2 protein-coding genes and 2 pseudogenes are annotated in these 21,136 nt (G+C 76.6%); all 4 read right to left on the reverse strand.

What is annotated here, in order from left to right; all coding sequences use genetic code 11:
* A pseudogene (locus OP18_RS62765) lies at positions 1-3,032 on the reverse strand (type I polyketide synthase); the annotation flags it as partial.
* A gap of 585 nt (positions 3,033-3,617) precedes the next feature.
* Positions 3,618-6,906, reverse strand: a pseudogene (locus OP18_RS62770) (type I polyketide synthase); the annotation flags it as partial.
* A 52-nt stretch (positions 6,907-6,958) separates the two neighbouring features.
* The gene (locus tag OP18_RS61405; protein WP_169788991.1) at positions 6,959-18,835 is read right to left on the reverse strand and encodes a type I polyketide synthase; all 11,877 of its coding nucleotides are present in this window, start codon (positions 18,833-18,835) and stop codon (positions 6,959-6,961) included.
* The gene (locus OP18_RS59330) at positions 18,832-21,081 is read right to left on the reverse strand and encodes a type I polyketide synthase (protein ID WP_063745753.1); all 2,250 of its coding nucleotides are present in this window, start codon (positions 21,079-21,081) and stop codon (positions 18,832-18,834) included. Before OP18_RS59330 ends, OP18_RS61405 begins: the two co-directional genes overlap by 4 nt.
* Positions 21,082-21,136: the final 55 nt, after the last annotated feature.

The following is a 21,136-nucleotide window of genomic DNA, read 5'->3' on the forward strand; positions in this document are numbered from 1 at the left end:
CGAACCGCACCGTGCCCCGCAACTGGTCCAACCAGTAACCCGGTTGCGTCACGTCGCCGGTGGAGGTGGTGGCAATCGGGATAACTGGTGGGTGGAACGTCACCGTCGACAGCACCTCACGGAACGCCGCCAGCATCCCGTCCATCCGCGCGGAATGGAACGCGTGACTCACCCGCAGCCGCTTGGTCTTGGCGAACCGTGCCGCGACGGCGAGGACCGCGTCCTCGCCGCCCGAGACGACCACCGCGTCCGGAGCGTTGACGGCGGCGATCTCCGCACCGTCCACCAGTGCGGCGAGCACAGCCGACTCCGACGCCTGGATCGCCACCATCGCACCACCCGACGGCAGCGCTTGCATCAACCGACCCCGCGCCGCCACAAGCCTGCACGCGTCGTCCAAGGACCACACCCCGGCCACATGCGCCGCCGCCAGCTCACCGATCGAATGACCTACCAGGAAATCCGGGCGCAGACCCCACGACTCCAGCAGCCGATACAGCGCAACCTCGACGGCGAACAGCGCCGGCTGCGTCCACCGCGTCTCATCCAGCAGATCGCCCTCGACCTCGCGCAGACCGTCGATGTGCGCGCAGATCTCGTCATAGGCCGCCGCGTAGACCGGGTACGCCTCGTACAACCCGCGACCCATCCCCGACCACTGCGCGCCCTGGCCGGTGAACAGCATCGCCGTGCCGCCGTCGCGGGCCCGGCCCCGCAGGACCGTGTTACCGAGCACGACCGCCCGGTGCTCGAACGCCGCCCGGCCCGTCGCCAGGGAGAACCCGACGTCGACCGGGTCCAGGTCCGCCACGGCCCGCAACCGGGCCACCTGCGCGTCCAGGGCCTCCGGGGTCCGCGCCGACACCGGCCACGGCACCACCGGCAGCGCCGCCCGCTCCCCCGGCACCGCCGGCGGGGCGGGTGGTTCCTCGACGATCACGTGCGCGTTGGTGCCGGAGATGCCGAACGACGACACGCCGGCGCGGCGCGGCCGGTCGGCGGACGGCCACGGCCGGGCCTCGGTGAGCAGCCGCACGTCGCCGGCGGACCAGTCGACGTGCGAGCGCGGCCCGGATGACCCGCTGCTGCGACGGGCCGTTCGGGGCGGTGAGGCTGCTCGACGCGCCGTCCTGGTTGACCGCCGAACCCCGCACGACGCCGAGGACCTGGTGGCCGTTGGCGACGGCGTCGGAGAGCCGCTCCAGGAGCAGCAGGCCGACGCCCTCGCCCCAGCCGGTGCCGTCGGCGTCGTCGGAGAACGCCTTGCACCGGCCGTCGGGGGCGAGGCCCCGCTGGCGGGAGAAGCCGACGAACGTGCCGGGGGTCGACATGACGGTGACGCCGCCGGCGACGGCGAGGCCGCACTCGCCCCGGCGCAGCGCCTGCGCGGCGAGGTGCAGGGCGACCAGCGACGACGAGCAGGCGGTGTCGATCGTGACAGCGGGCCCTTCGAACCCGAACGTGTACGCGACCCGGCCGGACGCGACGCTCGGGGCGCTGCCGTTGCCGAGGTGCCCTTCCAGGCCGTCGGGGACGTCGTGGACGCGGGCGGCGTAGTCGCTGTACATGAGGCCGACGAACACGCCGGTCTGGCTGCCGCGCAGCGCGACCGGGTCGAGGCCGGCGCGTTCCAGCAGCTCCCACGACGTCTCCAGCAGCAGCCGCTGCTGCGGGTCGGTGGCGAGGGCCTCGCGGGGCGAGATGCCGAAGAAGTCGGCGTCGAACGCGGCCGCGTCGTACAGGAAGCCGCCCTCGCGGGCGTAGCTGGTGCCGCGGTGGTCGGGGTCCGGGTGGTAGAGCCGGTCGACGGGCCACCCGCGGTCCTCGGGGAACGGTCCGACGGCGTCGACCCCGTCGGCGACGAGCCGCCACAGGTCCTCGGGGGTGCGCACGCCGCCCGGGTACCGGCAGCTCATGGCGACGATCGCGACCGGCTCGTCGGTGGGCACCGCGACCCGGACGGCCTCGGCGGTCCTTGCCCCGCCGAGCTGCGACAGGAGCAGCCCGGCGAGGGCCTCCGGGGTCGGGTGGTCGAACAGGACGGTGGCGGGCAGCGTCAGCCCGGTCGCGGCGGCGAGCCGGTTGCGCAGTTCGAGGGCGGTGAGGGAGTCGAAGCCGGCGTCCAGGAACCCGCGGTGCGGGTCGACGTCGTCGCCGGCGGTGTGGCCGAGGACGGTCGCGGCCTCGCCGCGCACCAGCCGCAGCAGCGCCGGGAGCCGGTCGCCGTCGGGCAGGCGGTGCAGCCGCTGCCGGAACGTGTCGTCGTCCTGCCCACGGGCCGCCCGCCGGACCGCCGGGCCGGTGAGCCCGCTCAGCACGGGCGGGTACGCCGTGGCGGGCCGCAGCCGGGCCGGGACGGCGAGCGGGCCGGGTGCCGCACAGGCGGCGTCGAACAGGGCGAGCGCGTCGGCGGCCGGCAGGGGCGCGACGCCGTTGCGGGCGAGGCGCCGCCGGTCGGTGTCGCCGAGGTGGGCGGTGATCCCGCTGGCGGTGTCCCACAGTCCCCATGCCAGTGACAGCGCCGGCAGCCCTTCGGCGCGGCGGTGGGCGGCGAGGGCGTCCAGGGCGCTGTTCGCGGCGGCGTACCCGGCCTGGGCGGCGCCGCCGAGGATCCCGGCCAGCGACGAGTACAGCACGAACGCGGTCAGCGGCAGGTCTTTCGTCAGCTCGTGCAGGTGCAGGGCGCCGTCGGCCTTCGGGCGCAGGACGGCGGCGACCCGCTCGGCGGTGAGGTCGGTGACGACGGCGTCGTCGGCGACGCCGGCGGTGTGCACGACCGCGGTCAGGGGATGCTCGGCCGGCACCGCGGCGAGGAGGGCGGCGACGGCGGCCCGGTCGGCGACGTCGCAGGCGGCGACGGTGACGGTGGCGCCGTGCCCGGCCAGCTCGTCGCGCAGCGCGGCGGCGCCGTCGGTGCCGGGGCCGCGGCGGCCGGCGAGGAGCAGGTGCCGCACGCCGTGGGCGGTGACGAGGTGCCGGGCGACCAGCGCGCCGAGGCCGCCGAGGCCGCCGGTGACCAGGACGGTCCCGTCGCCGTCGAAGGTCGCCGCGGGCGGGTGCTGCGCGGCGGTGCCGGCGCGGCCGAGCCGGGGGACGAGGACCTCGCCGCCGCGCACGGTGACGGACGGTTCGTCGACGGCGACGGCGGCGGCGAGCGTGGCGCCGGCGGGTCGCTCGTCGTGGACCTCGACGGCGCCGAAGGTGCCCGGATGTTCGGCGTCGGCGGCGCGGATCAACCCGGCGACGGCGGCCGACGCGACCGCGTCCGCGCCGGTGGCGGACACGACGACGCGGAGTGCGGCGCCGGCGGGCGGGTCGGCGAGCCACTGCCGCACGAGGGCGAGCGCGGCGGCGGTCCGTGCGTGCACCGTCGCGGCGAGGTCGTCGCCTGCGGTGTCGACGGTGGCCACGACCCGGTCGGGGGCGGTGCCGGCGGCGCGGAGGGCGGCGAAGTCCTGGTACACGTCGACGGTGGCGCCGGCGGCGGTCAGGGCGGCGGCGGCCCCGGCCGGGTCGGCGCCGAGGACGGCGTACCGGTGGTGGGGTCCGCCGGTGGTGGTGGCCGGGACGAGGTCGAGCCGGAACAGGTCCGCGGCGCGGCCGGCCAGCTGGGCGGCGGTGACCGGGCGCAGGTCGAGGGCGTCGATCGTGGCCACCGGCCGGCCGGTCTGGTCGGCGACCTCCACGGCGACGGTGGCGGCGGCGGTGCGGGTGAGCCGGGCGCGGACGGCGACGGCGCCGGCGGTACGCAAGGAGACGCCTCGGAACGCGAACGGCAGCTGGGTGTCGTCGGCGCCGTCGCGGGCCAGGCCGAGGGGGTGCAGGACGGCGTCGAGCAGCGCGGGGTGCACACCGAAGCGGGCCGCGTCGTCGCGGGCCGTGTCGGCGAGCGCGACCTCGGCGAACAGGTCGCCGCCGCGGCGCCAGGCGGCGCGGACGCCGCGGAACGTGGGCCCGTAGTCGACTCCGGCGCCGGCGAGGGTGTCGTAGAGCCCGTCGACGGCGAGCGGGGTGGCGCCCGGCGGCGGCCACGCGGCGAGGTCGGCGGTCTCCTGCTGGTGCCCGGGGTGCAGGCGTCCGGTGGCGTGCCTGGTCCAGCCGGCGTCGGGGTCGTCGGCGGCGCGGGAGTGCACGGCGACGGGCCGGCCGCCGGTGTCGTCGGGTGCGCCGACGGTGAGCTGCAGGTGCACGGCGCCCGGGTCGGGCAGCGCGAGCGGGGTGTGCACGGCCAGCTCGTCGAGGTGCGCGCAGTCGAGCATGTCCCCGGCGCGCAGGGCCAGGTCGACGAGGGCGGTGGCGGGCACCAGCGGCACCCCGTGGACGGTGTGGTCCCGCAGCCACGGCTGGTCGCGCAGGCTGAGGCGGCTGGTGAAGACGAAGCCACCGCCGTCGGCGAGGCCGAGCGCGGCGCCGAGCAGCGGGTGGTCGACGGGCTGCAGGCCGACCGCGGCGGCGTCGGCGCGGGCGGCGGGGTCGTCGAGCCAGAACCTGGTGCGGCGGAAGGCGTACGTCGGCAGGTCGACGACGGTGCCGCCGCCGAGGACGCGGCGCCAGTCCGGGGACCAGCCGTCGACGTGCATCCGGGCGACGGCGGTCATCAGGGTGAGCGGCTCGTCCCGGCCCTTGCGCATCGCCGGGACGCCGTCGACCAGCGCGGACAGCACCCCGTCGGGGCCGACCTCCAGGAACCTGGTCACACCCTTGCCCCGGAGCGCCTCAACGGCATCGGCGAACCGGACCGTGCCCCGCAACTGGTCCAACCAGTAGCGCAGTTGCGTCACGTCCCCGGCCGAGGTGGTGGCGACCGGGATCGCCGGGGCGTGGAACGTCACCGTCGACAGCACCTCGCGGAACGCGTCGAGCATGCCGTCCATCCGGGCGGAGTGGAACGCGTGGCTCACCCGCAGCCGCTTGGTCTTCTCGAAGCCTGCCGCGACCGCGGTGACCGCTGCTTCGTCGCCGGAGATGACGATCGCGTCGGGGCCGTTGACCGCGGCGATCTCCGCGCCGTCGACCAACGCTTGCCGGACGTCCGCTTCGGACGCCTGGATCGCCACCATCGCACCACCACGCGGCAGCGCCTGCATCAACCGGCCCCGCGCCGACACCACCTTGCAGGCGTCCTCCAAGGACCACACCCCCGCCACGTGCGCCGCCGCCAGCTCACCGATCGAATGACCGACCAGATGGTCCGGGCGCAGACCCCACGACTCCAGCAGCCGGTACAGCGCCACCTCGACGGCGAACAGGGCCGGCTGCGTCCACCGCGTCTCGTCCAGCTCCGCGCCGTCGACCTCGCGCAGGCCCTCGATGTGCGCGCACACCTCGTCGTACGCCGCCGCGAACACCGGATAGGCGGCGTACAGCCCGCGACCCATCCCCGACCACTGCGCACCCTGGCCGGTGAACAGCATCGCGGACCGGCCCGGGGAGACGACGCCCCGCACGACAGCGGCGGAGGCGAGGTCGTCGAGGGCCGCCCGCAGCGACGACCGGTCGGCGCCGACGACGACGGCCCGGTGCTCCGTCGTCGTGCGCGCCGTCGCCAGGGTGAACGCGACATCGGCCGGGTCGAGGGCCAGGTCCGCGTCGAGGGCGGCGGCGAGCCGGCGGGCCTGCGCGGGGACCGTCGCCGCGGTGCGCCCGGACAGCAGCCACGGCACGACCGGCGGCGCCGGCGCGGTGACCTCCTCGGCGGGCGGGTCAGCGGGTGGGGCCTGCTCGACGATGACGTGGGCGTTGGTGCCGGACACCCCGAACGACGACACGCCGGCGCGGCGCGGCCGGTCGGCGGACGGCCACGGCCGGGCCTCGGTGAGCAGCCGCACGTCGCCGGCGGACCAGTCGACGTGCGATGAGCGCCTGTGCCTCGATCGGGTCGCCGAGGGTCGTGCCGGTGCCGTGCGCCTCGACGGCGTCGACGTCGGCCGGGGTGAGGCCGGCGCTGGCCAGGGCGGCCTTGATGACCCGCTGCTGGGAGGGGCCGTTCGGGGCGGTGAGGCCGCTGGACGCGCCGTCGGAGTTCACGGCGGAGCCGCGCAGCAGGCCCAGGACGCGGTGGCCGTTGCGGCGCGCGTCGCTGAGCCGTTCGACGAGGAGCAGGCCGGCGCCCTCGCCCCAGCCGGTGCCGTTGGCGTCGTCGGAGAACGACTTGCACCGCCCGTCGACGGACAGGCCGCGCTGCCGGCTGAAGCCGATGAACGTGTTCGGTGTCGACATGACCGTGACGCCGCCGGCGAGGGCGAGGGTGCATTCGCCGCGGCGCAGCGCGGTCGCCGCCAGGTGCAGCGCGACCAGCGACGACGAGCAGGCGGTGTCGACGGTGACCGCGGGTCCTTCGAGGCCGAACGTGTACGCGACCCGGCCGGACGCGATGCTGGGTGAGCTGCCGTTACCGACGTAGCCCTCCATGCCCTCGGGGATCTCGCGGAGGCGGGCGCCGTAGTCGTTGTACATGACGCCGACGAACACCCCGGTGCGGCTGCCGCGCAGGGTGGCGGCGTCCAGGCCGGCGCGTTCGAACGCCTCCCAGGCCGTCTCCAGCAGCAGCCGCTGCTGCGGGTCCATGCCGAGCGCCTCGCGGGGGGAGACCCCGAACGGGGCCGGGTCGAACTCGTCGGCGTCGTAGAGGAAGCCGCCTTCGCTGCCGTACGACGTGCCGCGGTGGTCCGGGTCGGGGTGGAACAGGTGCTCGAGGTCCCAGCCGCGGTTGCCGGGGAACGGGCCGATCGCGTCCCGGCCGTCGGCGACGAGCCGCCACAGGTCCTCCGGGGTGCGCACGCCACCCGGGTACCGGCAGCTCATCGCGACGATCGCGATCGGCTCCTGCGCACGGTCCTCGACGTCCTTGAGCCGCTCCCGGGTCCGGTGCAGATCAACCGTGACGCGCTTGAGGTAGTCGCGCAGCTTGTCTTCGTTCATCGGTGATCGGGACCTTTCTGGGCAACGGTGGGCGGCGCTACGACAGGCCGAGGTCGTTGTCGATGAACGCGAACATCTCGTCGTCGCTGGCCGAGTCGAGCCGCTCGGCGACGCCGGCGCCGGCGCCCGCGCCACGGTCGGTGAGCTTCAGGATCAGCAGCTGCAGCCGGTCCGCGAGCCGGTCGCGGGTGTCGGTGTCCAGCTCGGTGCCGAGCGTGGCCTCGAGGTCGTCGAGGACCGCGAACGGCGCGCCGGCGTCGTCCTGCACGAGGTGGCCGAGGACGTGCCCGGCCATCGCGTCCGGCGACGGGTAGTCGAACAGCAGCGTCGCCGGCAGCCGCAGCCCGGTCGCGGCGGCGAGCCGGTTGCGCAGTTCCAGGGCGGTGAGGGAGTCGAAGCCGAGCTCGAGGAAGCCGCGGTCCGGTTCGACGGCGTCGGGGCCGGGGTAGCCGAGCACGACGGCGGCCTCGGCCCGGACCAGGTCCAGGACGGTCCGCTGCCGTTCGGCGGCGCTGAGCCGGGCCAGCCGGGTGCCGAGCGTCTCCACCTGCTCGGCGGGGGCGCCGGTGGTGACGGCCTGCCGGGCGGGCCGGCCGACGAGGCCGCGCATGATGGCCGGCACCGCCTCGGTGCCCGCGGCCGCCCGGATCGCGTCGACGACGAGGCGGGCCGGGATGAGCACGGCCTCGTCGACGACGCAGGCGACGTCGAACAGGGCGAGCCCTTCGGCGTGCGACAGCGGCGCGAGCCCGCCGCGGGCCATCCGCCGCAGGTCGCCGCCGCCGAGCTTGGCGGTCATGCCGTGTCCCTGCTCCCACAGGCCCCACGCGAGGGACAGCGCGGGGAGGCCGGCGGCGCGGCGCTGGTGGGCGAGCGCGTCGAGGAACGTGTTCGCGGCCGCGTAGTTGGCCTGGCCGGTGCCGCCGAACGTGCCGGCCATCGAGGAGAACAGCACGAACGCGGTCAACGGCAGGTCGCGGGTCAGCTCGTCGAGGTTGAGGGCGGCGTCGACCTTCGGCCGCAGGACGGCGTCGACCTGTTCGCGGGTCAGCGCGGACACGACCCCGTCGTCGACGACGCCGGCGGTGTGCACGACGCCGGCGAGGGGCCGGTCCGCGGGGATCGCGGCGAGCACGGCGGCGAGGGCGGCACGGTCGGCGACGTCGCACTCGGCGATCGTCACGTCGGCGCCGAGGTCCAGCAGCGCCTGCCGCAGCTCGGCGGCGCCCTCGGCGGCGAGGCCGCGGCGGCTGGTGAGCAGCAGGTGCCGCACGCCGTGCTCGGCGGCCAGGTGCCGGGCGATGAGGCCACCGAGGTCGCCGGTGCCGCCGGTGATGAGGACGGTGCCGTCCGGGTCCCACGTCGCCGACGGGGTCACGCCGGGGGTGGCGGCGACGCGGGCGAGCCGCGGCACGTGGACGCCGCCGACGCGGACGGCGACGTTGCCCTCGCCGCACATGAGGGCGGCCGGCAGCGCCGCGTAGGACACGTCACGGTCGTCGAGGTCGAGCAGGACGAACCGGTCGGGGTTCTCGGTCAGCGCCGAGCGGACCAGGCCCCACACCGGCGCCCACGCCAGGTCGTCGACGGTGTCACCGCCGGTGCTGTGGGTGACGAACACCAGCCGGGAGCCGGTGAGCCGTTCGTCGGCGAGCCACGCCTGCACGAGGTCGAGCGCCCAGTACGTGGCGCTGCGGACCCGGGCCGCCATGTCGGCGCCCTCGGGCCGGTCTGCGCAGGAGACGACGACCCGGTCGGGGACGGCGGCGCCGGCGGTGACGGCGTCGCGCAGCGCGTCGAGGTCCGGGTAGCTCTCGACGGCGGCGCCGGTCGCGCCGAGCGCCTTGACGAGCTTGACCGGGTTGAGGCCGAGGACCGCCCAGCGCTGCCCGGTGTGGTCGCGGGCCGGGGCGACCGGGTTCATGACCATGTCGACCCGGAACAGCGAGTCGTGGTACTGGGAGCGGGCCGCCTTCACCTGGTCAGCGGTCACCGGGCGCAGGGCGAGGGCACCGATGGCGGCGAACGGCCGGCCGTTCTGGTCGGCGAGGTCGACGGCGACGGTACCGGCACCGCTGCCGGTGCCGCTGCCGGTGCCGGTGCCGGCGAGCCGGACCCGCACGGCGGTCGCCCCGACGGCGCTGAGCGCGACCCGCTCGAACGAGAACGGCAGGACACCGCGGCCGGCGACGCCGTCGGCGAACGCGAGGGTGTGCAGGGCGGCGTCGAGCAGCGCCGGGTGCAGCAGGTACCGGCCGGCCTCGGCGCGTTCGGCGTCGGCGAGGGCCGCCTCGGCGTAGACGACGCCGTCGCGGCGCCACACCCGGTGTAGCGCCCGGAACGCCGGCCCGTACTCGAACCCGGCGTCGGCGAGGGTGTCGTACAGGTCGCCGAGGTCGACGGGTTCGGCGCCGGCCGGCGGCCATTCGGTGAAGTCGGGGGCGTCCCAGGTGCGGGCGGCGCCGACCCGGCCGGTCGCGTGCGCGGTCCACGTGTCGTCGGTGCCGCCGGCGGCGCGGGAGTGCACCTGCACGGTGCGGGTGCCGAGGCCGTCGGCGGCGCCGACGGTGACCTGCAGCTGCAGCGCCCCGGGCTCGGGCAGGACCAGCGGCGCCTGCAGGGTGAGCTCCTCGAGCCGGTCGCAGCCGACGGCGTCGCCGGCGGACAGGGCCAGCTCGACGAGCGCGGTGCCGGGCAGCAGGACGGTGTCCATGACCCGGTGGTCGGCGAGCCACGGCTGGTCGGCGATCGACAGCCGGTTCGTGAACAGGTGGCCGCCGGTGTCGGCGAGGGGGACGCCGGCGCCGAGCAGCGGGTGCCGGACGGTGTCGAGGCCGAGCGCGGCGGGGTCGGCGGCGTCGGCGGGGGCGTCGAGCCAGTACCGCTGCCGCTGGAACGGGTACGTCGGCAGGTCGACGCGCTGTCCGCCGGTGAGGATCGCGGTCCAGTCCGGGGACCAGCCGTCGACGTGGGCGCGGGCGACGGCGGTCATCAGGGTGGTGGGTTCGTCGCGCCCCTTGCGCATCGCGGGGATGCCGTCGACCAGCGCGGACAGCACCCCGTCCGGGCCGACCTCCAGGAACCGCGTCACGCCCTTGGCCCGGAGCGCCTCGATCGCGTCGGCGAACCGCACCGTGCCCCGCAACTGGTCCAACCAGTAACCCGGTTGCGTCACATCGCCGATGGAGGTGGCGGCAATCGGGATAACTGGTGGGTGGAACGACACCGTCGACAGCACCTCACGGAACGCCGCCAACATCCCGTCCATCCGCGCGGAATGGAACGCATGGCTCACCCGCAACCGCTTCGACTTCTCGAACCCGGCCGCGACCTGGAGCACCGCATCCTCGTCGCCGGAGATCACCACCGCACCGGGGGCGTTGACCGCGGCGATCTCCGCACCGTCGACCAGTGCGGCGAGCACGGCGGACTCCGACGCCTGGATCGCGACCATCGCACCACCCGACGGCAGCGCCTGCATCAACCGACCACGCGCCTCGACGATCCTGCACGCGTCGTCCAAGGACCACACCCCGGCCACATGCGCCGCGGCCAGCTCACCGATCGAGTGGCCCACCAGGAAATCCGGGCGCAGGCCCCACGACTCCAGCAGCCGGAACACGGCCACCTCCACCGCGAACAACGCCGGCTGCGTCCACCGCGTCTCATCCAGCAGCTCGCCCTCGACCTCGCGCAGGCCCTCGATCCGGGCACACACCTCGTCGTACGCCACCGCGAAGACCGGGAACGCCTCGTACAACCCGCGACCCATCCCCGACCACTGCGCACCCTGGCCGGTGAACAGCATCGCCGTGCCGCCGTCGCGGGCCCTCCCCCGCACCACGGCGTCGCCGAGCAGCACCGCCCGGTGCTCGAACGTGGACCTGCCCGTGGCGAGGGAGAACCCGACGTCCACCGGATCGGCGGCCGGCAGGGCAGCCCGTACCCGCGACACCTGGGCGTCGAGGGCCTCCACGGACCGGGCCGACACCGGCCACGGCACGACGGGCAGCGCCGCCCGCTCCACCGGCGCATCGGCCCGGGCGGGCGGCTCCTCGACGATCACGTGCGCGTTGGTACCGGAGATGCCGAACGACGACACGGCGGCCCGGCGCGGACGGTCGCCCGCCGGCCACGGCTGCGCCTCGGTGGCCAGCTCGACGGCGCCGGAGGACCAGTCGATGTGCGGTGACGGCGCGTCGACGTGCAGGGTGCGGGGCACCGTCGCGTGGCGCAGCGCCAGGACCATCTTCATCAGCCCGGCGGCGCCGGACGCGGCCTGGGTGTGGCCGAGGTTCGACTTCACCGAGCCCAGCCACAGTGGACGGTCCGCGGGGCGGTCCTGCCCGTACGTGGCGAGGATCGCCTGCGCCTCGATCGGGTCGCCGAGCGCGGTGCCGGTGCCGTGCGCCTCGACGACGTCCACATCGGACGGTCGCAGGCCGGCGTCGGCGAGCGCGGCTCGGATGACCCGCTGCTGGGCCGGGCCGTTCGGGGCGGTGAGGCCGTTGGAGGCGCCGTCGGAGTTGACCGCCGAGCCGCGCAGGACGGCGAGGACCGGGTGGCCGTTGGCGACGGCGTCGGAGAGCCGCTCGACGAGGAGCAGGCCGACGCCCTCGGCCCAGCCGGCGCCGTCCGCGGCCGCGGCGAACGCCTTGCACCGCCCGTCGGGTGACAGGGCGCGCTGCCGGCTGAACTCGACGAACGTGTCGGTCGAGGAGATGATCGTGACGCCGCCGGCGAGGGCGAGGGTGCAGTCGCCGCGGCGCAGCGCCTGCATGGCGAGGTGCAGCGCGACCAGCGACGACGAGCAGGCGGTGTCGACGGTCAGGGCGGGTCCTTCGAGGCCGAACAGGTACGCGATCCGGCCGGACGCGACGCTGCCGGCGCTGCCGAGGGCGAGCTGCCCCTCGAAGCCTTCGGGTGCGACGTGCAGGCGGCACACGTAGTCGTGATAGTTGGAGCCGACGAACACGCCGGTGCGGCTGCCACGGGCGGCCGCGGGGTCGATCCCGGCGCGTTCGAACGCCTCCCACGCCGTCTCCAGCAGCAGCCGCTGCTGCGGGTCCATGGCGAGGGCCTCACGCGGGGAGATGCCGAAGAACGCCGGGTCGAAGGCGGCGGCGTCGTACAGGAAACCGCCCTCACGGGTGTAGAAGGTGCCGGGGCGTTCGGGGTCCGGGTCGTAGCGGCGGTCGACGTCCCAGCCGCGGTCGGCGGGGAACGGCCCGACGGCGTCGACCTCGTCGGTGAGGACCCGCCACAGGTCCTCGGGGCTGCTGACGCCGCCGGGCAGCCGGCAGGTCATGGCGACGATCGCGATCGGGTCGTCGTCGGCCGCCCGTGCCGTCGTCGCGCCGTCGCGGGCCGCGGCGCCTTCGTGGGCGGCCGCGCCGACGAGCTCGCCGAGCAGGTGGCGGGTGAGCGCGGTCGCGGTCGGGTGGTCGAAGACGAGCGTGACCGGCAGCCGCAGCCCGGTCGCGGCGCCGAGCCGGTTGCGCAGCTCGACGGCGGTGAGGGAGTCGAAGCCGAGGTCGCGGAACGCGCGGGCCGGGTCGACGGCGGTGTCGTCGGGGAAGCCGAGGACCGCGCCGGCGTGCCGGCGGACCAGCCGCAGCACCCGCGCCTCCCGCTCGGCGGCGGGCAGCCCGGCGAGCTCGCGGCCGAGGGGGACACCCTGCCCGGCGGTGGTGTCGGCCGGTGGTGCCGCCTCGGGCAGGTCGCGCAGCGCGGGACTGGGCCGGGACGCGGTGAACGCGGGCGCGTACCGGGACCAGTCGATGTCGGCGACCGCGATGCGGGTGTCGCCGTCGTCGAGGGCGCGGCGCAGCAGGCTGATCGCCTTGCCCGGGTCCATCGGCAGCATCCCCTGCCGGCGGGCGGCCGCGCCGACCTCACCGGCGGCCAGGCCGTCGCCGGCCCACACGCCCCAGGCGACGGCGGTGGCCGGGAGCCCGGCGGCGTGCCGCTGCTCGGCGAGGGCGTCCAGGAGGCTGTTCGCGGCGGCGTAGGCGCCCTGGCCGGGACCGCCGAGGGTGCCGCCGAGCGAGGAGAACAGCACGAACGCGGTCAGGTCCAGGTCGCGGGTCAGCTCGTGCAGGTGCAGGGCGGCGTCGGCCTTCGGCGCGGCGACGGCGGCGGCCCGTTCGGCGGTGATGCCGTCGATGACGCCGTCGTCGAGGACGGCGGCGGCGTGGAACACGGCCCGCAGCGGCCGGTCCGCGGGGATGCCGGCCAGGAGCGCGGCGAGGGCGGCGCGGTCGGCGACGTCGACGGCGGCAATGGTGACGTCACAGCCGGCGTCGCGCAGCTGCCGGGTGAGCTCGGCCGCGCCGGGCGCGTCGGGGCCGCGGCGGCTGGTGAGCAGCAGGTGCCCGGCGCCCTCGGCGGCCAGCCACCGGGCCAGGTGCGCGCCGATGCCGCCGGTGCCGCCGGTGATCAGCACGGTGCCGTCGGGGCGCCACCGGTCGCCGGCCGGTGCCGGGGAAGTGCCGGCGCGCACGAGGCGGCGGGCGTACGTGCCGGCGCCGCGGATCGCGACCTGGTCCTCACCGCCGGCGGCGCCGTCGGCGCCGGCGCTGTCGACGGCGGCGGCGAGGCGGGCGGCTGCGGCGGCGGTGACGTCGGCGGGCAGGTCGATGAGGCCACCCCAGCGGTCGGGGTGTTCGAGGGCGGCGATGCGACCAAGACCCCACGTCATGGCCTGCAGCGGCGCGATGACCGGATCGCCGGCACCCACCGACACGGCGCCGCGGGTCGCCACCCACAGCGGTGCGGGGCACGCCACGTCGCCGAGCGCCTGCAGCAGCGCGACGGTCGCGGTGAGCCCGGCCGGCAGCGCGGTGCCAGGGTGGTGCGGCCGCTCGTCGGCGGCGAGCAGCGACAGGATCCGGTCGGGGGCGAGGTCGCCGTGCAGGGCGGTGCGCAGGTGCGCCGCGGTCGTCGCCCGGTCCGCGCCGGCCGGCAGCGTCAGCACGTCGGCGCGGACACCGGCGGCGAGCAGCTCCGCGACGAGGTGCCCGGTCCAGGTGCCGGCCCGGTCGGCGGCCGGCAGCACGACCAGCCACCGCCCGGCCGCGGCGGCGGGCCGCGTGGGACGCGGGTCGGCCAGTGGCTGCCAGCGGATGCGGTACCGCCACGCGTCCAGCGCGGCCCGGTCGGCCTGCTCGCGCCGCCAGCGGGACAGCGCCGGCAGGAGCCCTTCGACGGCGTCGGGGGCGACCTCGAGGGTGGCGGCCAGCTCCCGCAGGTCCTGCTGCTCGACGAGCTGCCAGAACCGGGCGTCGACGCCGTCGCCGGCGGTGGCGGGTGGCGGCGCGTCGAGCCAGTACCGCTGCCGCTGGAACGCGTACGTGGGCAGGTCGACGACGCGCCGCCCGGCACCGAACACCGTCGTCCAGTCCACGGCGGCGCCGTGCGCGTGGTGGGTGCCCAGCGCGGTCAGCAGCCGCAGCGGGCCGCCGTCGTCGCGGCGCAGCGTGCCGGTGACCACGGCGTCGACCCGGGCGTCGTCGAGGGTCTCCTGGATGCCGGGTGTCACCACCGGGTGGGCGCTGACCTCGACGAACACGGTGACGCCGGCGTCGGCGAGGGCCCGCACGGCGGGTGCGAACTGGACGCTGTGACGCAGGTTGCGGTACCAGTACTCGGCGCCGCCGACGGTGACGCCGGTGAGGTCGGCGCCGACGGTGGAGTAGAACTCGACCGTGGCCGGGTGCGGCTCGATGGGGGCGAGGACGTCGAGGAGCCGGTCGTGGATCGCCTCGACGTGCGCGCAGTGGGAGGCGTAGTCGACCTCGACGCGCCGGGTCCGCACCCCGTCGGCGGCGCACGCCGCGGCGAGCGCGTCGAGGGCGGCGACGTCGCCGGAGACGACGACGGAGCCGACGCCGTTCACCGCGGCGACGCTGAGCCGGTCGGCCCACGGGGCGAGCCGCGCGGTGGCCTGCTCCGGCGGCAGCGCGACGGAGAGCATGCCGCCGCGGCCGGCCAGCACGGCGAGGGCCTGGCTGCGCAGGGCGACGACCCGGGCGGCGTCGTCGAGGGTGAGGACGCCGGCGACGCAGGCCGCGGCGATCTCGCCCTGGGAGTGGCCGACGACCACGTCGGGGGTGACGCCGCGGGACGTCCACCACGCGGCGAGGGACACCATGACGGCCCACAGGACCGGCTGCACGACGTCGACGCGGTCCAGGCCGGGCGCGCCGGCGTCGCCGCGCAGGACCCCGGTCAGCGACCAGTCCACGAACGGTGCCAGGGCCGCCTCGCACGCCTCGATCCGGTGCCGGAACACCGGTTCCGTGGCGAGCAGCTCCACGCCCATGCCGAGCCACTGGGAGCCCTGGCCGGGGAACACGAACGCGACCTTCCCACCCGGCCGGGCGACCCCGGTGACGGTGACGGCGGATGGTGTACCGGCGGCGAGCGCGGCGAGCTGCCGCGCGACGTCCTGCCGGTCGGTGCCGGCGACGACGGCCCGGTGGGTGAGCGCGGCCCGCGTGCGGTACAGCGACCAGGCGACGTCGGCGAGGTCGGCGCCGGTGGCGGCGAGGTGGGCGGCCAGCCGGGCGGCCTGGGCGCGCAGCGCCTCGTCGTTGTGCGCCGACAGCAGTACCGGCACGGCGGCCGGGGCGTCTGGCGGGGCGCCTGGCGGGGTGTCGGCCGGGGCGGGTGCTTCGGCGGCCTCCAGGATCAGGTGCGCGTTGGTGCCGGACACCCCGAACGACGACACCCCGGCCCGGCGCGGGCGGCCGGTGTCGGGCCAGTCGCGGGCCTCGGTGAGCAGCTCGACGGCGCCGGCGGTCCAGTCGACGTGCGTGGAGGGGCGCTCGGCGTGCAGGGTCCGCGGCAGGGTGCCGTGCCGCATCGCGAGGACCATCTTGATGATCCCGCCGATCCCGGCGGCGGCCTGGGTGTGCCCGACGTTCGACTTCAGCGACCCGAGCCACAGTGGACGGTCGCCGGGGCGGTTCTGGCCGTACGTGGCGAGCAGCGCCTGCGCCTCGATCGGGTCGCCGAGGGCGGTGCCGGTGCCGTGCGCCTCGACGGCGTCCACGTCGGACGCCGCCAGGCCGGCGGCGCGCAGCGCGGCGCGGATCACCCGCTGCTGCGCCGGGCCGTTGGGGGCGGTGAGGCCGTTGGAGGCGCCGTCCTGGTTGAGCGCCGAGCCGCGCACGACGGCCAGGACGCGGTGGCCGCGGGCCCGCGCGTCGCTGAGCCGCTCCAGCACGAGCATGCCGGCGCCCTCGGCCAGGCCCATGCCGTCGGCGTCGTCGGAGAACGCCTTGCAGCGGCCGTCGGCGGCGAGGCCGCGCTGCCGGCTGAACCCGATGAACGCGGCCGGCGACGACATGACGGCGACCCCGCCGGCGAGGGCCAGGTCGCACTCGCCGCGGCGCAGCGCCTGGGCCGCCAGGTGCGTGGCGACCATCCCCGACGAGCAGGCGGTGTCGACGGTGACGGCGGGTCCTTCGAGCCCGAACGTGTACGCGATGCGACCGGACGCGACGCTGCTCTCGGTGCCGATGATGAGGTGGCCCTCGGCGCCGTCGGGGACCTGCGGCAGGCGGCTGCCGTAGTCGCCGCCGGCGGCACCGACGAACACCCCGGCCGGGGTGCCGCGCAGCGTGGCGTGGTTGATCCCGGCGGCCTCGAACGCCTCCCACGCGACCTCCAGCAGCAGCCGCTGCTGCGGGTCCATGGCGACGGCCTCCCGCGGCGAGATCCCGAACAGCGCCGGGTCGAAGCGGGTGGCGTCGCGCAGGAACCCGCCGTCGCGCACGTAGCTGCGGCCGGCCCGGTCGGGGTCGGGGTCGTACAGGCCGTCGACGTCCCAGCCGCGGTCGGCCGGCATCGGGCCGATCGCGTCGCCGCCGTCGCGCAGCAGCGCCCACAGGTCCTCGGGGGATTCGACGCCACCGGCGAACCGGCAGCTCATGCCGACGATCGCGATCGGCTCGTCGGCGTCGCCGGAGGTGGGCGCGGCCGCGTCGGCGGGGCCGGCGCCGCCGAGCTCGCGGTGCAGGTGCGCGGCGAGCGCGTCGATGTTCGGGTGGTCGAAGATGACGGTGGCCGGCAGCCGCAGGCCGGTGCTGCGGGCGAGGGCGTCGCGCAGTTCGAGCGCGGTGAGGGAGTCGAAGCCGAGGTCGCGGAACGAGCGGGTGCCGTTGACCGCGTCGGCGCCCCGGTGGCCGAGCGCCTCGGCGGCGCCGGCCCGCACGAGGCCCTCCAGGTCGGCGAGGCCGAGGTGCCGGGCCCGCTCCGGGGCGGCGGGTGCCGCCGGGGGCGCCGACAGCGCGGCGACCTCGGGCAGGTCCGCGATGAGCGGCCGGTGCCGGGCGGCGGTGAACAGCGGCGCGAAGCGGGCCCAGTCGACGTCGGCGACGACGGCGGTGGCCGGGTCCCGGTCCAGGACGTGGTGCAGGGCGTCGAGGGCACCGGCGGGGTCCATGAACTCGATGCCGTGCCAGTTCGCCGACGAGTGCACGTCGGCGCGGGCCATGCCGCCGCTCTGCGGGCTCCAGATGCCCCACGCGATCGACGTGCCGGCCCGGCCCCGGGCGCGGCGGGCCCCGGCGAGCGCGTCGAGGTAGGCGTTGGCGGCCGCGTACGCGCCGTGGTCGCCGCTGCCCCAGACACCGGCGACGGAGGCGTACATGACGAACCGGTCGACGGTGTCGCGGTCGAAGACGGCGTCCAGGTTCGCAGCACCACCGAGCTTCGCCGCGGTCGCGGCCGCGAGGTCGGCGGCGGTGGTGTCGTGCAGGCGGCCGAGGGTGCCGACGCCGGCGGCGTGCACGACGGTGCGGATCGGGCCGTGCTCGGCCTCGACCGACCCGACGAGGGCGGCGAGGGCCGGCCGGTCGGCGACGTCGCAGGCGGCGACGGTGACGGTGGCGCCGAGGGCGGTGAGGTCGTCGCGCAGCGCGGCGACGCCGGGCGCGTCGTCGCCGCGGCGGCTGAGCAGCACGAGGTGGCTGGCGCCGTGCCCGGCGAGCCAGCGGGCGGTCTGCGCGCCGAGGCCGGTGGTGCCGCCGGTGACGAGCGCGGCGCCGCGCGGCCGCCACCCGGCCGGCGCCCCGCCGCTGCCGTCGGCCCGGGCGATCCGGCGGGCGTGGACGGTGCCGTCGCGGACGGCGACCTGGTCCTCGGCGCCCCGCAGCACCGCGGCGAGCGATTCCGGCGGCAGGTCGCCGGTGACGTCGAGGAGGCCGCCCCAGCGGTCGGGGTGTTCGAGGGCGGCGACCCGCCCGAGCCCCCAGACGGCGGCCTGCATCGGGTCGCGGACGGGGTCGCTCGGGCCGGTGGTGACGGCGCCGCCGGTGACGCACCACAGCGGCGCGCCGATGCCGGCGTCGCCGAGCGCCTGCAGCAGGGTGAGGGTGTCGGTGACGCCGGCGGTGACCGGGGCCGGCCCGGGCGCCGGGGTGGCGGACGCGGCGAGGGCCGACACGACGCCGGTGAGGCCCGTGCCGGCGGCGGCGACGAGGCCGGTCATCGCCGCCCGGTCGGTGTGCTCGGCGACCGTCAGGGTGCGGACGGTGGCGCCGGCGCGGGTGAGCGCGTCGTGCAGCGCCGCGTCGCCGGTGTGGGTGACGAGCAGCCAGGTCCCGTCGAGGGTCGTGGCGGTGGCGGGAAGGCGTTTCCAGGTCTCGCGGTAGAGCCACCTGTCCACCGTGGTGGCTTCGGCGGTACGGGCGAGCCAGAACCGCTCCCGCTGGAACGCGTACGTCGGCAGCTCGACCCGCCGGCCGGGCAGGAACGCGGCCCAGTCCGGCGACCAGCCCGCGACGTGTGCCCGGGCGACGGCGGTCATCAGGGTGGTGGGTTCGTCGCGTCCCTTGCGCATCGCCGGGATGCCGTCGACCAGCGCGGACAGCACCCCGTCCGGACCGACCTCCAAGAACTTCGTCACGCCCTTGGGAACGCGTGACTCACCCGCAGCCGCTTGGTCTTGGCGAACCGTGCCGCGACGGCGAGGACCGCGTCCTCGTCGCCCGAGATGACCACCGCGTCCGGAGCGTTGACCGCGGCGATCTCCGCACCGTCGACCAACGCGTCGCGGACCTCGGCCTCGGCCGCCTGGATCGCGACCATCGCACCACCCGACGGCAGCGCCTGCATCAACCGACCCCGCGCCGCCACAAGCCTGCACGCGTCGTCCAAGGACCACACCCCGGCCACATGCGCCGCCGCCAGCTCACCGATCGAATGGCCCACCAGGAAATCCGGGCGCAGACCCCACGACTCCAGCAGGCGGTACAGCGCGACCTCGACGGCGAACAGGGCCGGCTGCGTCCACCGCGTCTCATCCAGCTCCGCGCCCGTGACATCCCGCAGACCCTCGATCCGGGCACACACCTCGTCGTACGCCGCCGCGAACACCGGAAACGCCTCGTACAGCCCACGACCCATCCCCGACCACTGCGCACCCTGCCCCGTGAACAGCATCGCCGAGGCGGCCTCGAGGTCGGCCGTGCCGGTGACCACGGACGGATCCCGGTGCCCGGCCGCGAGGGCGTCCAGGGCGCTGGTCAGCGCGGGTCGGTCGGCGCCGAGCACGACCGCCCGGTGCTCCAGGTGTGCCCGCGCGGTGGCCCTGGTCCGGGCGACGTCAGCGGCGTCGACCCCCGGGTGCCCGGCGAGATGGGCGGCGAGCGCGGCGGCCTGCGCCGGCAGCGCCTCCGCGGTCCGCGCCGACAGGGTCCACGGCAGCACCGGCAGCGACGTCACCACCGCCGGCGACACCTCCGCCGGCGACGCCGGCACCGGCGGCGGGGGCGCCTGCTCCAGCACGACGTGGGCGTTGGTGCCGCTGGCGCCGAACGCCGACACGCCGACCCGGCGGGGGTGGTCCGCCGCCGGCCACGGCCGCGCGGCCGTCAGCAGCCGCACCGCGCCCGCGGACCAGTCGACCTTCGACGAGGGGGCGCTGACGTGCAGGGTGCGCGGCAGCACGCCGTGGCGCATGGCGAGGACGGCCTTGATGACCCCGGCGACACCGGCCGCGGCCTGGGTGTGCCCGAGGTTGGACTTGAGGGTGCCGAGCCACAGCGGCCGGTCGGTGGGGCGGCCCTGGCCGTACGTGGCGAGCAGCGCCTCGGCCTCGATCGGGTCGCCGAGCGCGGTGCCGGTGCCGTGCGCCTCGACCGCGTCCACGTCGGACGGCTCCAGGCCGGCGTCGGCGAGCGCGGCGCGGATGACCCGCTGCTGGGCGGGGCCGTTCGGGGCGGTCAGGCCGTTGGAGGCGCCGTCCTGATTGACCGCCGACCCGCGCACCACGGCCAGGACCCGGTGGCCGGCGGCGACCGCGTCGCAGAGCCGGGTGAGGAGCAGCACGCCGACGCCCTCGCCCCAGCCGGTGCCGTCGGCGTCGTCGGAGAACGCCTTGCACCGCCCGTCGGGGGCCAGGCCGCGCTGGCGGGAGAACTCGATGAACGACTGCGGGACCGCCATGACGGTGGCGCCGCCGACGACGGCCGTGCCGCACTCCCCCGCCCGCAGCGACCGCACGGCGAGGTGCAGCGCGACCAGCGACGACGAGCACATGGTGTCGACGGTGACGGCGGGGCCGCGGGTGCCGAACGTGTAGGCCAGCCGCCCGGACAGCACGGCGGCGGCGCCGCCGGTGAGCAGGTGCCCCTCGACGCCGTCCGGAGCCCCCGCCGCGGCGGCGCCGTACCCCTGGTGGCTGGCGCCGACGAACACCCCGGTCTCGGTGTCGCGGATGCGGGCCGGGTCGATCCCGGCGTCCTCCAATGCCTCCCACGTGGTCTCCAGCAGCAGCCGCTGCTGCGGGTCCATGGCGAGGGCTTCACGCGGGGAGATGCCGAAGAAGCCGGCGTCGAACGCGTCGGCGTCGTGGAGGAAGCCGCCGTCGCGGGCGTACGTGCGGCCGGGGCGGCCCGGCGTGGGGTCGTAGATGCGTTCGAAGTCCCAGCCGCGGTTGCCCGGCACCCCGCCGACGGCGTCCCGTTCGCCGGCCAGCAGGTCCCACAGCGCGTCGGGGCCGGTGACGCCGCCGGGGAACCGGCAGCCGATGCCGACGACGGCGATCGGCTCCCGGTCGCGCTCCTCGAACTCGCGGATGCGCCGGTTGGCCTGGCGCAGGTCGGCCGTCACGCGCTTGAGGTAGTCGCGGAGCTTGTCCTCGTTCGCCATCTCGCTCGGCTCCTCATGACAGCGTGCGGGCACCCGGCGGCCGGGGACGCACGGT

It is taken from the genome of Dactylosporangium aurantiacum (assembly GCF_000716715.1).
GTDB classification, from domain to species: Bacteria; Actinomycetota; Actinomycetes; order Mycobacteriales; family Micromonosporaceae; genus Dactylosporangium; species Dactylosporangium aurantiacum.

Excerpts from the sequence above, each read along its gene's own strand:
- OP18_RS59330 (WP_063745753.1), bottom strand. The coding sequence starts at position 21,081 with ATGGCGAACGAGGACAAGCTCCGCGACTACCTCAAGCGCGTGACGGCC.